Consider the following 15,183-nt stretch of genomic DNA (forward strand, 5'->3'; position numbering starts at 1 on the left):
CGCGGCGGCGGGGGTGGTGGCGCGGCGGCAGGTGGGCGTGGGGGTGGCGCTCAGGCCGAGACGGGCTCCGCCGGCGCGGCCGGGGTCGGCGCGGCCACGTGCGCCGGCCGGCCGGGCAGCAGCAGGCCCATGGCGAACACGACGAGGCCGGCCGCGAACGGCCACCAGAAGGCGTCGCCGAACGATGCCTCGGTCGGCGCCGTGTGCGCGCCGCCGCCCTGCAGGATCAGCGCGACGACCGCGATGCCCAGCGAGGCGCCGATCTGGTTGAGGATGAACACCGCGCCGGTCGCACCGGCCACCGCGTCACCGGGCACGGTGCGGTACACCGAGCCCATCGTCGGGGCGCCCACCAGGCCCATGCCGAAGCCGGCGACGAACTGGGCTGCCGTCAGCGCGACCTGGGAGGTGTCCGCCCCGGACCGGGTGAACACGAGCGAGCCGGCCGCGACCAGCAGGGCGCCGGCGGGCACCAGCCGCCGGGCGTCGACCTTGTCGGCCAGGCTGCCCGCCAGCGGCATACCGAGCATGGTGCCCAAGCCCAGCGGGGCCAGGAGCAGGCCGGACTCCAGCACCGAGTGGCCGTGCACCTGCTGGTAGTACAGCGGCAGGATGAACAGCAGCGAGAACAGGCCGCCACCGAGCAGGAACATGGTGGTGACGCTGGCGGAGAAGCCCCGGCTGGCGAACAGCCGCAGGTCGAGCAGCGGCGTGGCGGCCGTGCGCAGCGCGTGGGCGACGTAGCCGGCGAACAGCAGCAGCCCGACGACCAGGCCGACCACGACCCGGGTGCTGTCGAAGCCGAGGCCGCCGGCCTGTGAGAACGCGTAGACGATCGCGGCGAAGCCGGGGCACAGCAGGGCCACACCGAGGGCGTCGAGGGGCACGGGACCACCGTCGCGAGGCGGGTCGGCGGGCAGCACCACGATCGCCAGCACGATGGCCGCGAGCGCGAACGGGACGTTGACCAGGAACATCCACTCCCAGGACAGGCCGTCGAGCAGCAGTCCGCCGACGATGGGCCCGAGCACCGGCCCGAGCGTGATCGGGATCGAGATCAGGCCCATCACCCGCCCGATGCGGGCGGGCCCCGCGGCGCCGGCGACCACGGCCATCATGATCGGGTCGACCATGCCGCCGCCGAGGCCCTGCAGGATCCGGAAGGCGATCAGGCTCTGCGCGTTCCACGCCGCCGCGCACAGGGCCGACCCGGCCAGGAACAGCGACAGGCCGAGCAGCCACATACGCTTCGCGCCGAAGCGTGCCACCGCCCAGCCGGCCACCGGGATGGCAAGCGCGACCGCCAGCAGGTAGCCGGTCGTCACCCCTTCGATCGTGGCGAGCGAGGCGTCGAAGTGCGCGCTCAGCGTGCTGATGCCGACGTTGACGATCGTCGCGTCCAGGTAGGACATCATCCCGCCGAGCACCATCACCCCGATGAGGATCAACAGGGCGGAATCGAGCCGCGGTGGGCTGTCCTGCGCTGCGTTCGTGCCCGTCATGACAACTCCCTTGTAAGGGTCGTCCAAGAAGATTGAACTATCTGGTTCAGATTTATGGATGAGACCGTAGCATGGGCCCATGGGTGTGGGCGAGAGCGCGAAGGCGACCGGAGCTCCGGCGGAACGGGGCCGGTTGGACAAGCGCCGCGCGATCGTGGAGGCGGCGCTGCGCGTCTTCGCCCGCAACGGTTACGCGCAGGCGAGCCTCGACATGATCGCCGCCGAGGCCGGCGTGGCCAAGCCGACGATCTACAACCATCTCGGCTCGAAGGAGAACCTGTTCCGGTACGTCATGACGACGACGGCGGCGCGCTCCAACGCGAAGGCGCTCGAGGTGCTCGAGAGCTTTCCCAAGGAGGCCAGCGGCCTTCGTGGCGGACTGGAGGACGTCGCCGCGCGGCTCGTCGACTGCTACTGCGACGAGCGTTCCGAGGCGGTGCGCCGCCTGCTCTACGCCGAGGCGCTGCGTTTTCCCGACCTCTACGACGCCGTGCGCGCCAGCGGGGCGGACCAGTTCATCGAGGCGCTCGCCGGCCGCCTCGCCCGGCTGGCCCACGCCGGCCACCTGCGCATCGCCGATCCGGTGCGCGCGGCCAACCAGTTCATCGCCCTCGTCTACGACGAGCTGCCCGTGCGCAGCACGCTGGGCACCCGCCCGCTGGCCCCAGCCGAGGTCGGCGAGGTGGTGCGGGCCGGGGTCGACACCTTCCTGCGGGCCTTCGGCGTGCCGGCCGGCGGGGACGACACCGCTCAGCCGCCCGCCCCTGCCCCCTAGCGCGGTACCTACGCAGTTTCACCGATGTGCACCGGCCGTCGGACGAGAGACAGTGGCACCTCCCGTTCCCGGAGCCGTTTCCTGCCTGCACGAGGTGTCTATGCGTTACGAACTGCTCGGGCCCCTGCGCGTTTCGAACGGCCGGGAGAGCCACCTGTTGAGCGCCCCGAAAATGGAGACGACCCTCGCCGTGCTGCTCGTCGGTGCCGGCCGGGTGACGACCAAGAACAGTCTGGTCCTGGAGCTGTGGGGGGACCGGCCGCCCCGTCGAGCCGCTGCGGCCATCCACGTCTACATCTCCCAGCTGCGCAAGTTTCTGGCCGCCGCGGCCGCCGACCCCGCGGGCATCGACCCCGCGGGCATCGACCCCGCGGGCATCGACCCCGCGGGCATCGACCCCGCGGGCATCGACCCCGCGGACATCATCGTCACCAAGCCCTCGGGGTATCTGCTGCGACTGGACGGCGCCAGCTTCGACGTCACCGAATTCCAGGACGCCATGCGCGACGGGCGCGCCCAGCAGGCGGCCGGAAGCTACGCCGCGGCGCTGAGTGCGGCCGAACGCGCGCTGTCGCTGGTGCGCGGGCCGGTGTTGGCGGAGTCCGCGGCGGAGGGGCCGGTGCTCACCGCCTTCGCGGCGTGGGCCGAGGAGGAACGCCTCGCCGCCCTGGAACTGTCCGTCGAGGCCCGGACCGCGCTCGGCCGGCACCGAGAGGTGATCAGCCTGCTCGGCGCGCTCACCGCCCAGTACCCGCTGCGGGAGTCGTTCTACTCGCAGCTCATGCTCGTTCTCTACCGCGCGGGCCGCCAGGCCGAGGCACTGGCCGTCTACCGAGGTGCGCAACAGGTGCTACGGGCCGAGCTGGGGCTGGAGCCCTGCCGGTCACTGCGCCGGCTGCACGACGCAATCCTCACCCGCGACCGGCTGCTCGATCTGCCCACCGCGAGCTGACCAGCCCGGCCGGTCAGGGGGCGACGGACAGCAGCCGTACCAGCTCGACCCGGGAACTCACCCCGAGCTTGCCGTAGATGTGCGCGAGGTGGGTGTCGACGGTGCGGGGGCTCACCCGCAGCCGGCCGGCGATGTCCCGGGTGCGCAGCCCCTGCGCGGCGAGCCTGGCCACCTCCCGTTCGCGCGCCGTCAGCCCGACCCCCACGCCGGCCGGGCCGCGCGGGCCGGACCGCTCGGCGTGCCGGGCCGGCAGCGTCGGCGCGGCGGGGCCCGTCCGCAGGTACTCCAGCGCCCGCCGGTGCGCGCCGACCTGCCAGCAGGGATCCGTCTGCCCGTAGAGGCAGCGGCCCACCAGCGGATGGCGAAAGGCCAGCTCGCCGCCCGGCGTCGCGCGGACGAGGTCGCGAGCCCGCAGCTCGCGAAGGGCACGGCAGGCCTCGGCCCGGTCGAGCTGGGCGACGGCGGCGACGGCATCGACGGTGAAGGTGTCGCCGAGCACGGCCGCCGCCCGCGCGACCAGGCGCTGCGTCGCCCCGAGCGGCGTGGTCTCGGCCAGCAGGCGGACGCCGAGTGTGGTGCGCGCCCAGTGGTCGGACGGCCCCGCCGAGGGGGCGTGGCCGAAGCCGTCGGCTCGGCCGTCGTCGCCACCACCCGCCTCCTGCTCGGCCAGGGCCGTCAGGTAGAGGGGGTTGCCGGCGCCGCGCTCGTGCAGGTCGGCGAGCCCGGGGGCGCGGCCCGGCAGGCCGAGCAGCTCGGCGCTCTGCTGCAGGGTGAGCGCCGCCAGCCGGATCTGCTCCACCGCGCCCAGCTCGACCCCGGCCTGGATGGTGACGTGCATCCAGGCGGGTACCTGGCGCTGGCGGTGCGCGACCACGACCGGCAGCGCCTCCACCAGCGGCCAGCGTGCCAGGACCTCGAGCAGGTCGACCGAGGCCCGGTCGGCGAAGTGGAAGTCGTCGAACAGCAGCAGCAGACCGCCGGGCGCGGCCGCCAGACAGTCGCCGTACAGCGAACGCAGCTCGGCGAACAGCCGGCAGCGCGAGGTCGACGTGTCGTCGAGCATGTCGGCGGCGGCCGCGAGGGCGCGGATGAACGCGGTGGCGGGCGCCAGCAGCGTGGTCCCCGACGGCCGCCAGGAGGTGAACGCCTCGATGAAGGGATGGAAGGACTCGCCGGTGCGGGTCTCGGTGCAGCGCGCCCGCAGCACGTCGACGCCGCGGCGGCGGGCCTCGCCCGCCACGGCCGTCAGCAGCCGGGTCTTTCCGTAGCCGGGGTCGCCGGTCAGCTCGACGAGCGAGGTGCGCCCCTCGCCCCTGGCGTCGAGAAAGGTCATGATCCGAGCGTGCTCCGCCGTCCGGACGGTGCCGTGGGGGCCCGTTGCAGTCATCCCGGCGATGGCCGTGGCGGCGGTACTCATGCCCGGTGTCACTCCTTTTCGCTGCCGTCTTACCGCCGTCATCGGATCGGTTTCCGCGCCTGGCGCGCTGACGGTGGGCACAGACGCGGGGCCGGGGAGCCGCTGGCCGGGCACGGCCGGGCGGACGCCCGCTCTGGGCTGCGACGGGAGGCCAAGGGCCGTGGGCCGTGGTGGCGGGGAATGCGGCCCGTTCAGCCGTCGGTACACGCGGCGGAACACACCCGGAGGAAGTCGATGTGACCCCGGGTTACCAGCGTGGCCGAACGATACACGTGCCGAATCCAACCATTTTGCTCCTATCTCGTCAACGTACTTCGTTCGTCCGTCGGGTTCCCGGTCGAGCCGATGTTCGGTTTGGTTATTGCCGCCGGCAATGGCGCATGCATCCGGGCCGCGCGGGCGCTGCGCTGCGCGGCGCCGTGGCGGCGGCGCGCGGAAGTTCCTATTGCCCGATCGGCAGGGTCCCGGCCGGGCCTGCGGCCGCCGGGGGTCGGCGACGATGACCTCGCCGAGGTATCCGACGCGCCCGCGGAGGCAGCGTATGAGTTCCACCGTCCTCGATCTTCCTCGGGCCGGCCAACCCGCCCCCGACCCCGACGAGTACATCGGCGCGTTGATGCGCTGGCACTTCGACGCGTCGACCGGCAGCCCGTTCTGGCTGCGCCGGGCGCGCAGCCTCGGCTTCGACCCGATCGCCGACGTCCGCACCTTCGCCGACCTACGCCTGTTCCCGAACGTCGTGGACGAGTTCCGGGACGTGCCCGTCGAGGACCTGATCCCGCGCGGGCTCGCCGGCGAGGACCGGGTGATCGCGGGCGTCTATGAGAGCGGCGGCACGACCGGGGCGCCGAAGCGGTTCGTCATGTTCGACCGCTGGATGGAGTTCGCGCTCAGCTGGGACGAGTTCCACTACGCCGATCTCGGGCCGGCGAACGTCCTGGCGGTCGCCCCCAGCGGCCCGCACATGTTCGGGGAGTTCGCCGCGCGCCGCGCGCGGCGCCACGAAGGCGTGCGGTTCACCGTCGACCTCGACCCCCGGTGGATCAAGCGGCTGATCGAGCGGGACGGTCCCGGCGCGGCGGACCTCTACGCCGAGCACGTCATCGATCAGGCGGCGCACGTCCTGACCACCCAGGCGGTGGGCATCCTCATCACCACGCCCCCGCTGCTCGAACGGATGGCGCGCCGCGACGACCTCGTCGAGCTGATCCGCAAGAACGTCCGGTTCATCTGCTGGAGCGGCGCCCACATGGACGCCGACTCCCGCGAGATCTTCCAGGCGGAGGTCTTCCCCGGCATCCCGCTCAAGGGCCTGTACGGCAGCACCACCATCCTCGGGATGTCCCGGGAGCGCCCCGGGGAGGCCGCCGGCGGCCTCGCGGTCTTCGACCCGCCGAGCCCGTACATCGCGTTCCGGGTCGTCGATCCCGACACCGGCGACGACGTGAACCTCGGGGAACGCGGCCAGGTCGTGATGAACCACCTGACGAAGTACGCCCTGATCCCGAACAACCTCGAACGCGACCACGCCCTCGCGGCCGAGCCGCCCCCCGGCTGGCTCGGCTGCGCCGTCGCCGACGTCGGACCGGTCGCCACGTTCGACGATCACGCCGTCATCGAGGGGGTCTACTGATGGGCGAGCCCATCCAGATCGACGCGCTGGGGCCCGCCGGGCCCTACCGCAGCCGCAACCGCCGGCCGCTGACCTCGCTGTCCGGGGCGCAGATCGGCGAGATCAGCCAGGTGCCGTCGCTGTACGTGCACCGCACCATCGCGGCGATGCGCGCCGCCCCGGTGGTGCCCGGCGCGCGGCGCCTCGACGCCCTCGACACCGCGGCCGAGCTCTTCCTGACCGCCCCGCTCGGCGGCCTCGGGCCGGACGAGTACGTGCGGCTGGTCTCGACCGCGTCGGGGGTGCCGCGCGCGGTGGTGCGCCAGTCCGTCGGCTGGATCGCGGACGTGCTGCGCGCGCAGCGCACCACGGTGGAGCTGGCGATGCCGCGGGGCGCGGTGGGTGACTGGCGCGACGGGCGGACCCGCGAGGGTGCGGCGGTGTGGGCGCGGCGCGGCGACCTGTTCGCGGTGCACGCGGCGGGCAACACCCCGGCGGTCCACGGGCTGTGGCCGGAGGCGCTCGCCCTGGGTTACAAGGTGGTGGTGCGACCGTCCGCCCGCGAGCCGTACACCGCGTTCCGGCTCGTCGAGGCCCTGCGCCAGGCCGGCTTCCCGCCGGCGACCCTGACGCTGCTGCCCACCGACCACGACGTCGCCGACGTGATCATCGCCGAGGCCGACTTCGCGATCGTGTACGGCGGTCAGGACGTCGTCGACAAGTACAGTGCCATCCCCACCGTGCTCACCCAGGGCCCGGGACGCTCGAAGATCCTGGTCACCGCCGACGTCGACTGGCGAGACTCCATCGACATCATCGCCGGGTCGGTCAGCCATCTCGGCGGGACGGCCTGCACCTGCGCGAGCGCGGTGCTGGTGGAGGGCGACCCGGAGCCGCTGGCCCGGGCGCTGGCCGAGCGGCTGGGGCGGATCCCGAGCCTGCCGGCCGACCATCCCGACGCGATCCTGACGGTCCAGCCGACCGCGTCGGTGGTCGAGGTCGACCAGTACCTGCACAAGGTCGCCGGGGACGCGCGGCCGCTGCTCGGCGGCGACACCATCGTCGACGAGCTGCCCTCGGGCGGCGCGGTGCTGCGGCCCGCCGTGCACATGGTCGATTCACCCCGCGCCGCCCAGCTTGGCGTCGAACTTCCCTTCCCCTGCGTCTGGGTCGGCCCGTGGCGGCCGGCGGACGGGGTCGCCCCGCTGCGGGACTCGCTCGTCCTCACCGCGATGACCACCCGCACCGAGCTGATCGACGCGCTGCTCGACGAGCCGTCGATCATCAATCTCTACCTGGGGGACAATCCCACCACCTGGCTGCGTCCGGGAATTCCGCACGATGGTTATCTGGGTGAGGTTCTCATGCGCACGAAGGGAATGATCCGAACGGCGGTCGAGTCACCGGCGGCGTGACCCGCCCGGCGGTGGTGGGAGTTTTCCGGCCCGCCACCGCAACAACCTCAGCCCGCCGCGGTGAGCAGGCAGGTGCAGGTTCCGTGCGCCACGAGTCGGCCGTCCGCACTGGTGACCTGGGCCTCGGCCGTCGCCGTCCGGCGCCCCACGTGAACGGTCCGTCCGACGCATTCCAGCGCCGCCGCGTCGAGATTCACCGACCGGACGAAATTAACCTTCAGCTCCAGCGTCGTGTAAGACGTGTCGGCCGGCAGGCTCGTGTACACGGCGCTGCCCATCGCCGTGTCCATCAGCGTCGCGATGACGCCGCCGTGCACCGTGAACATCGCGTTGGCGGCGGCCGGCGACGGTCGCAGCGTCCAGACGGTCCGCCCCACCTCGAGGGTCCGCATCCGAACGCCCAGCGAGTGGCCCACGCCGACCCCCTCCGCGAGGCCGTGTTCCAGCAGCGCGCGCAGATCGTCGATGCGCTTGGTGGCCTCGATGTGCTTGGTGATCTCGATGTGCTCGGTGGCCTCGATGTGCTTGGTGATCTCGATGTGCTCGGTGGCCTCGATGTGCTCGGTGGCCTCGGCCTGCGCGCTGATGCCGTCGTGTTCCACGGCTGCACCTCTCTGTCGAGTCGGTCGAGCCTGCCCCCGGCCGTCCCCTGGCCCGCACGAGGCAATAATCGACGCGCCGCGCCCGATGGGGACGGGTCGAATGTCCGGACACGATATCCGCAGCGATGGACCCGTGTCGCCGGGTCACGGCCGGGGCGTGCCGACCGCGTGGCGAACAACGGCCGAACGGACGTCGACCCGGCGGGGCCGCCGGTCGGAATAGCCGGTGAACCGCTATAACATGACCCCTCGTATTCCTCGTCATCGGGCACCCGTGGCCGATTCGGCGCGCTTATTGTCCCGGGCGATGGATCGATAGGAGAGGCATCTCTTTCGTTGACCCGCCGGCGCCGGATTGCCAGGCTTGCGAAGGCGCCATCGAGCCGGACCGAAGTCCGGTCGAAAGGCTCCGTCGCCACCGTTGCGCCGGACCGGGAGTGTGCACGGTTTCGCCGCCTGTCGTTTCCCGCCCTCGCGCGGCCGCGTCCGGCGACCGCACCGGACACCTGCCCAGAACGGGAGAGCATCTGATGCGAGGCACGACGCTGCCCGGCGCGCTCGACGAGGCGGCCGCGACCAGACCCGATGTCGCCGTGAGCTTCCCCAGCTCGTCCGAACGGCTCACCATGGTCGAGCTTGCCGACGCGACGACCGCGCTCGCCCGGGCCCTGGTCGCCGCGGGGGTGGCACCCGGCGAGCGGGTCGGCGTGTTCAGCCGGAACAACGCCGACTTCGTGACCGCGGTCATCGGGGTGACCCGGGCCGGCGCCGCGGCCTGCCCGCTGCCGCTGCCGACCTCGGCGGGCGACCTCGCCGGCTACGCTGCCCGGATCGCGGCCGTGACGAGCGCGGCCGGCGTCGAGCGCGTGCTCGTCGGGGCGGGGGCGGACGGCGTCGCGCGGCGGCTCGGCCCGGTGCTGCCCGCACTGCGCTTCGACCGCATCGCCGAGCTCACCCGGACGGCCCGCGACGGCGTGGCACTGCCCGCCGTGACGCCGTCCGACATCGCCATCGTCCAGTTCACCTCGGGCAGCACCGCCGTGCCCAAGGGCGTCGTGCTGACCCACCGCAACGTCGTGCACGGCACCGCGGCGATCGTCGACGGCATCGGGCTGGCCGACGGCGATCACGGGGCCACCTGGCTGCCGCTCTACCACGACATGGGCCTGTTCGGCGCGCTCAGCGCGATCCTCGTCGGGGTGCCGATGACGATCTGGTCGCCCTCGACGTTCATCAAGGACCCGGCGTCCTGGCTGCGGTCGTTCGCCGCGCTCGGCTGCTCCATCCTCCCCTCGCCGAACTTCGGCTACGACGCCCTGCTCGCGGCGGTCGGACCGGACGAGGCCGCGGGCCTGGACCTGCGCCGCTGGCGGGTCGCGCTCAACGGCGCGGAACCGGTCAGTCCGATCACGGTGGAACGCTTCGGCGCGCGCTTCGCCCCGGCCGGGTTCGTCCCCGAGGTGATGTTCCCCGTCTACGGGATGGCCGAGGCGACCCTCGCCGTGACGTTCCCGCCGCTGGGCCGCCCGCCGGTGACGACCTGGGTCGACCGCGACCGGCTCGCCCGCGACGGCGTAGCGGTGCCGGCGCCCGCGGGCGATGCCGGTTCCCGGGGCCTGGTCGGCCTCGGCCGCCCGGTGCGGGGGATGCGGCTGCGGGTCGTCGACGAGCAGCGCCGCAGCGTGCCCGACGGGACCGTCGGGGAGATCGAGATCTCCGGCGACGCGGTCACCGCCGGCTACCTGACGGCGGGCGGCGCGTCCGGTTCACCCGTCCCCGCCCCCGCCGCCCCCGCCCCCGCCGCGCAGTGGCTCGCGACCGGCGATCTCGGCTTCCAGGTCGCCGGCGAGCTTCACGTGAGCGGACGGCGCAAGGAAATGATCATCATTCGGGGGGTCAACTACTACCCCGAGGACGCGGAGGCTCTCGTCCGCGACGCGCCGGGGGTGCACCGACGCCGGTGCGTGGCGGTCGCCGACGTCGACGACGCGGGCACCGAATCCATGACGGTGATCGCCGAGACCACCCTGGACGGCGCCGCAGACCGGGTGCGGCTGGCCGCCGATCTGCGGGTCGCCGTCGGATCCGCGCTCGGGCTGGCCGAGGTGTCGGTGCGCCTGGTCGCCCCCGACGCCCTCCCGCGGACCTCGAGCGGGAAGTTCCGCCGCGTCGAGGCCCGCGGCCTCGCCCGCCAGTGATCCCCGCCAGTGATCCCCGCCAGTGATCCCCGACGGAGGTAGGCCCGACATGCACGGCTACGACGTCTTCCGCCACTACGAGCAGAAGCGCTGGACCCTCGCCGATCTGCCGTTCGACGACATCGACCGCGACCGCGTGCGGCCCGAGTACGTCACGATGGTCAAGAGCTCCGTGATGGGGGAGGCCAACTCGATCGCCGCCCAGCACGGCTTCCTCAACGAGTTCGACGACTACGACTTCTCGACCTTCGTCGCCGTCTGGGGCTACGAGGAGCTGCAGCACCACTTCGCGTTCCGGACCTGGCTGGACGCGGTCGGCGTGGAGATGCCCACCGCGCCCGTCGAGGCGATGCGCGAGCCGTACGCCCCCGGCACCACGCCGAGCGCGACGCTCGCCACGAACATCATCTCCGAGCTGACGGTGAACCACGTCTACCGCTCCGTGGCAGCCTGGGTCGACGAGCCGGTCCTGCGCTCGCTGATGCTGCGCGCCAGCCGGGACGAGGCCGGCCACGCCCGCGAGTTCCTGCACTACGCGCGCCGGCGCCTGGAGGCGCACCCCGACGAGCTGCCCTCGGTGCTGGAGACGCTGTACGTGTACACCTCGGAGTCGAGGATCAAGCATCCGGTCGGGGTGTTCAAGAGCGGGCTGGCCGAGGTCGCCAACCACGAGACCATCGACACCGCGTTCGACATGTTCCTCGCGGGCATCGCCACCGAGGGCGAGCTCGACCGGCTCCAGGACAACATCCGCCGGGCCTTCGCCGCGCTCACCGGGCTGGACCTGAGCACCAACGGCCGCGTCCGCCGGCGTCTCGCCGAGGCGCTGGCGTGAGCGCCCCGGAGCTGCCCTGGGCGGTCCTGGCGGACTACCGCTGCTTCGGCTGCTCGCCGCACAACCCGCACGGGATCGGGCTCGAGTTCGACGAGCACCCCGAGGGCCTGCAGACCACCTTCGACCTCGGCCGCAGCTACGAGTCGTACCCGGGGGTCGTCCACGGCGGGCTGCTCGGCGTCGTCTGCGACGAGACGATGGGCAACCTCATCGTCGTGCGCACCGGGCTGGTGGCCTTCACCGTCAGCATGCGGATGCGCTACCTCACCCCGGTCGCCACCGGGCGCAGCTACACGTGCCTGGCCCGCCTCGGCGCCGGCGCGGACGCCGGCTCGCCCCTGATCAGCGCGACCGCGGAGATCATCGATGCCGACGGCGTCGGAGTCGTGACCGCGTCCGCGACCTACCGCAACGTCCCCTTCGGCACCGCCCGGGAACGCATCGCCCTGACCAGTCCCGAGGCCGACCGACTCCACCAGGCGCTGTCCACCACTCCGGCGCTGTCCACCACCGCGGACGGCCCCGCCACAGTTGAGGAGACCCTGTGACCACCGCCGCCGACGGCATCCTCCGGCAGATCACCGAGATCGTCGCCCGGGAGCTCGCCGTGCCCGCCGAGTCCCTCGCCGCCGACACCGACCTGCGCGCCGTCGAGGGCGCCGACTCCGTCCGGCTGCTGCGGGTCGTCGCCAAGGTCGAGCAGACCTGGGACGTCGAGCTCGACGACTCCGACGTCTTCACCGTCTCCTCCGTCGCGGAGCTGGCCGCGGTCGTCCGCGAGGCGTTGCAGGTGAAGGCGGCATGACCACCGTCACGGACCCGCGGGCGGGCGAGACCAACCAGCACTACGACCTCGATCCGGAGATCTTCGGGCTGTTCCTCGACCCGCTGCGCAAGTACTCCTCCGGGCTCTACCGGCGCCCCGGCCTCACCCTCGCCGAGGCGCAGGTCGCCAAGCTGCACTTCGTCGCCGACCGGCTCCGGCTGGCCCCCGGGCAGCGGCTGCTCGACGTCGGCTGCGGCTGGGGGTCGCTGATCCTGTTCATGGCGCGGGAGTACCGCGCCGAGGTGACCGGGGTCAGCCCGGCCGGGCGCCAGCACGAGTTCATCGCCGGGAGGGCCGCCGAGCTGGGCCTGACCGATCTCGTCTCCACCCGCGTCGGCAGGTTCGAAGACGTCGAGCTCCCGGTGCGCTCGTTCGACGCGGTCACCATGCTCGGGTCGATCGTCCACATGCCCGACGTCGACCTGGCGGTGCGCCGCGCCCGGAGCATGCTGCGCCGCGGCGGCCACTTCTACGTGTCGGAGAGCTGCTTTCGCAACGCCGCGGCGCGCGAGGAGTTCGACCGCCGCGCCGGCACCGAGTTCGTGCGCAACTCGATCTTCGGCTGGGGTGACATGCGGCCGCTGTCGGAGCTGGTGCGCGCGGTCGAGGACGCCGGCTTCTCGGTGACGAGCGTCGACGACCTCACCGACGACTACCGCCGCACGATCGACGACTGGCTGGCACGCGTCGCCGCCGGCGCGGCCGCCATCGACGAGCTGCGCCCGGGCACGTCGGCGGAGCTCACCCGCTACCTGGAGGTCGCCAACGCCGGGTGGGGCTTCACGACCAAGCACTACGCGCTGGTCTGCCGCAACGCCCGCTGACCGGCGCCCGCGCGCCGCCGCCCGTCCCGGAGGACAGATGACAACCACGACCGGTCCGCACCCGACGACCCCCGCGCAACCCCGCGAACCCGTGGCCGGGGGGCGGGGAGAGATCCCGGCCCGGTCGGTCGGACTGCCCGCCGAGGACCTCGACCGGGCGGTCACCGCCTTCATGACCGCCTCCCCGGTGACCCGCCGGTGGGACGTCGAGACCGGCTTCGACTGGGCGGCGGCCGACGCCGACCGGCTCACCGAGGGCCAGCGTTCCGCCGTCCGGTTCATCACGTTCATCGAGGATCACCTGCCGGGCTACTTCGCCCTCTACGGCAGCCGGTTCCCGCTCGACGGCGACGTCGACGTCGAGACGTTCCTGCTCAACCGCGAGATCTACCACTTCACGGTGCGCTGGGCGCAGGAGGAGGACAGCCACGCCCGCGCCCTGTTCCGCTACCAGGTGGAGTCGGGCATCGCGCAACCGGCGGCGCTGCGCCGCGAACTCGCCGAGGAGGGGCGCAAGCAGTTCGCGCTGCCGCACGAGCACCCGGCCGCGCTGTTCGCCTACACGCTCGTGCAGGAGAAGGCGACCCAGATCTACTACCAGAACCTGCGGGCCGTCGTCGGCGACCCGGTGCTCGCCGAGGTCCTGGGCCGGCTCAGCCGCGACGAGGCCCGCCACTTCACCTTCATGGCCGACATGGTCGACCTCTACCTGCGCCGGTACGGCGACGCCGTCGTCGAGCCGATCCGCGACGCCGTGGCGCAGTTCCGGATGCCGCTGGCCGACACGCTGCGCGGCTACTGGCGCTGGGCGCTGCGGATCGCCGACACCGCCCACTACGACCACACCGAGGCCTACGAGCATCTCGTCCGGGTCGTGCGCCGCGCGGTGGACGCGCCGTCCGACCGCGTCGACGAACTGGCCAGGTTCGTGCGCGCCTGCCGCGCGACGGACCCGGCCCCCACTCCGGTCGCCCCCCATTCCAGGAGCCAACCGTGGACCTCACCGTCGACCAGGCGGCCCTGAACATCTTCGACCCCGCCTGGCATCACGACACCTTCCCCAACTACCAGGTTCTGCGCGAGGCCGGTCCGTTCGCGCCCGGCCCGCTGGGCCTGCGCCTGGTGACCCGCTACCGGGAGGTCGACACGATCCTGCAGGACTCGGCGTGGAGCCATGCCGAGGAAGGCACGATCATGCATCCCGACAGCGACGGATCGGACCTGCCGACGTCGTTTCTGTGGATGGAGCCCCCGGATCACACCCGGATCCGCCGGCTGGTCGGCAAGGCGTTCAGCGCGCGGCGGATCGAGGGGCTGCGCGCGCGGGTCACCGAGGTCGCGGGCGGGCTCGTCGACGCGGCGATCGCCGCGGGCGAGGTCGATCTGGTCGAGGCGATCGCCTACCCGCTGCCGCTGACGATGATCGCCGAGCTGATGGGCGTGCCGGCGTCCGACCACGCGGCGGTGCGGTCGATGTCCTTCGGACTCGCCCGCGGCCTGGACCCCGACATCCTGCTGTCCCAGGCCGAGATCGACCACCGGCGCAGCTCGGCCGCGGCGTTCCGGGAGTACTTCACCGATCTCGTCGCCCGCCGGCGCGCCGACCCGGCCGACGACCTCGTCAGCGCGCTGGCCCTGGCGGAGGCCGAGGGCGATCGGCTGACGAACGACGAGATGCTCGCGACCCTGGTGGTGCTGCTCGTCGCCGGGCACGAGACGACCGTCAGCCTGATCTCCAGCACGTTCCTGATGCTGATGCGCAACCCCGACCAGTACGCGGCGCTGCAGGCGAACCCGGACCTGGCTTCGCCGGCCGTGGACGAGCTGATGCGCTACTGCACCCCCTCGCACCTCACGACCCGGGTCGCCACCCGCGACGTCGAGGTGCACGGCGAGCCGTTCGCCGCGGGCGACGGGGTGATCATCCTGCTCGCGTCGGCGAACCGCGACGCCGATCTCTACGCCGACCCCGAGCGGCTCGACCTCACCCGGTACGCGGGCAGCGGCGCAGTGCCCCGCCATCTCGCCTTCGGCCGAGGGCATCACTACTGCATCGGCGCGCCGATGGTGCGCCTGGAGATGGAACTGCTGCTGCGGACGTTGGCGAGACGCGCGCCCCGCCTGACGCCGCTGGTCGACCCCCCGCCCTACCGTCCCAACCTCGTCGTGCGTGGGATCGCCGAACTCCCGGTCCGGATCGTCGGCTGACCTCCGGCGCCGGCCGG

14 protein-coding genes are annotated in these 15,183 nt (G+C 72.8%); 11 read left to right on the forward strand and 3 right to left on the reverse strand.

The features are described 5' to 3' along the window. Positions 1-50: 50 nt before the first annotated feature. Positions 51-1,502, reverse strand: coding sequence for a DHA2 family efflux MFS transporter permease subunit (locus FRAQA3DRAFT_RS05290; protein ID WP_009738031.1), 1,452 nt, complete (start codon positions 1,500-1,502; stop codon positions 51-53). 79 nt (positions 1,503-1,581) lie between these two features. Here FRAQA3DRAFT_RS05290 and FRAQA3DRAFT_RS05295 point away from each other — a divergent pair, with 79 nt between their 5' ends. Further along, positions 1,582-2,277, forward strand: a complete 696-nt coding sequence (locus FRAQA3DRAFT_RS05295; protein ID WP_009738032.1) for a TetR/AcrR family transcriptional regulator — start codon at positions 1,582-1,584, stop codon at positions 2,275-2,277. 100 nt (positions 2,278-2,377) lie between these two features. Then, on the forward strand, positions 2,378-3,229 hold the full coding sequence (locus FRAQA3DRAFT_RS37975) for an AfsR/SARP family transcriptional regulator (protein WP_009738033.1): 852 nt from the start codon (positions 2,378-2,380) through the stop codon (positions 3,227-3,229). Positions 3,230-3,242: 13 nt separating this feature from the next. On the opposite strand, the gene FRAQA3DRAFT_RS05305 is transcribed toward FRAQA3DRAFT_RS37975, so the two are convergent. Beyond that, positions 3,243-4,646 (reverse strand): LuxR family transcriptional regulator, encoded by a 1,404-nt coding sequence (locus tag FRAQA3DRAFT_RS05305; protein ID WP_009738034.1) that lies wholly within the window; start codon positions 4,644-4,646, stop codon positions 3,243-3,245. 541 nt (positions 4,647-5,187) lie between these two features. Between FRAQA3DRAFT_RS05305 and FRAQA3DRAFT_RS05310 the strand changes: the two genes are divergently transcribed. Further along, positions 5,188-6,279, forward strand: coding sequence for an AMP-binding protein (locus tag FRAQA3DRAFT_RS05310; protein ID WP_009738035.1), 1,092 nt, complete (start codon positions 5,188-5,190; stop codon positions 6,277-6,279). Continuing rightward, the gene (locus tag FRAQA3DRAFT_RS05315; protein ID WP_009738036.1) at positions 6,279-7,673 is read left to right on the forward strand and encodes an aldehyde dehydrogenase family protein; all 1,395 of its coding nucleotides are present in this window, start codon (positions 6,279-6,281) and stop codon (positions 7,671-7,673) included. The genes FRAQA3DRAFT_RS05310 and FRAQA3DRAFT_RS05315 overlap by 1 nt, the downstream gene beginning before the upstream one ends. A gap of 47 nt (positions 7,674-7,720) precedes the next feature. Here FRAQA3DRAFT_RS05315 and FRAQA3DRAFT_RS05320 read toward each other — a convergent pair whose 3' ends face one another. Then, positions 7,721-8,275 (reverse strand): PaaI family thioesterase, encoded by a 555-nt coding sequence (locus tag FRAQA3DRAFT_RS05320; RefSeq protein ID WP_009738037.1) that lies wholly within the window; start codon positions 8,273-8,275, stop codon positions 7,721-7,723. Positions 8,276-8,805: 530 nt separating this feature from the next. Here FRAQA3DRAFT_RS05320 and FRAQA3DRAFT_RS05325 point away from each other — a divergent pair. Genes FRAQA3DRAFT_RS05325 through FRAQA3DRAFT_RS05355 form a run of 7 tightly spaced genes read left to right on the forward strand, consistent with a single transcriptional unit; the run spans position 8,806 to position 15,166 of the window. Continuing rightward, positions 8,806-10,473, forward strand: coding sequence for an AMP-binding protein (locus tag FRAQA3DRAFT_RS05325; RefSeq protein WP_009738038.1), 1,668 nt, complete (start codon positions 8,806-8,808; stop codon positions 10,471-10,473). 49 nt (positions 10,474-10,522) lie between these two features. After that, positions 10,523-11,308: a ferritin-like domain-containing protein gene (locus FRAQA3DRAFT_RS05330; RefSeq protein WP_009738039.1), complete on the forward strand. Its 786-nt coding sequence runs from the start codon at positions 10,523-10,525 to the stop codon at positions 11,306-11,308. Next, positions 11,305-11,856 carry a PaaI family thioesterase gene (locus FRAQA3DRAFT_RS05335; protein ID WP_009738040.1) on the forward strand — a complete coding sequence of 184 codons (552 nt, stop codon included), beginning with the start codon at positions 11,305-11,307 and terminating at the stop codon, positions 11,854-11,856. The genes FRAQA3DRAFT_RS05330 and FRAQA3DRAFT_RS05335 overlap by 4 nt, the downstream gene beginning before the upstream one ends. Further along, a complete protein-coding gene (locus tag FRAQA3DRAFT_RS05340; RefSeq protein ID WP_009738041.1) occupies positions 11,853-12,113 on the forward strand; it encodes an acyl carrier protein in 261 nt (86 codons plus the stop codon). Before FRAQA3DRAFT_RS05335 ends, FRAQA3DRAFT_RS05340 begins: the two co-directional genes overlap by 4 nt. Then, positions 12,110-12,958: a cyclopropane-fatty-acyl-phospholipid synthase family protein gene (locus tag FRAQA3DRAFT_RS05345; protein ID WP_009738042.1), complete on the forward strand. Its 849-nt coding sequence runs from the start codon at positions 12,110-12,112 to the stop codon at positions 12,956-12,958. Before FRAQA3DRAFT_RS05340 ends, FRAQA3DRAFT_RS05345 begins: the two co-directional genes overlap by 4 nt. Before the next feature lie 37 nt (positions 12,959-12,995). After that, positions 12,996-13,982, forward strand: a complete 987-nt coding sequence (locus tag FRAQA3DRAFT_RS05350) for an acyl-ACP desaturase (RefSeq protein ID WP_009738043.1) — start codon at positions 12,996-12,998, stop codon at positions 13,980-13,982. After that, a complete protein-coding gene (locus FRAQA3DRAFT_RS05355) occupies positions 13,952-15,166 on the forward strand; it encodes a cytochrome P450 (protein WP_009738044.1) in 1,215 nt (404 codons plus the stop codon). The genes FRAQA3DRAFT_RS05350 and FRAQA3DRAFT_RS05355 overlap by 31 nt, the downstream gene beginning before the upstream one ends. Positions 15,167-15,183 lie beyond the last annotated feature (17 nt).

The sequence above is a fragment of the Frankia sp. QA3 genome, from assembly GCF_000262465.1.
In the GTDB taxonomy this organism is placed as follows: domain Bacteria; phylum Actinomycetota; class Actinomycetes; order Frankiales; family Frankiaceae; genus Frankia.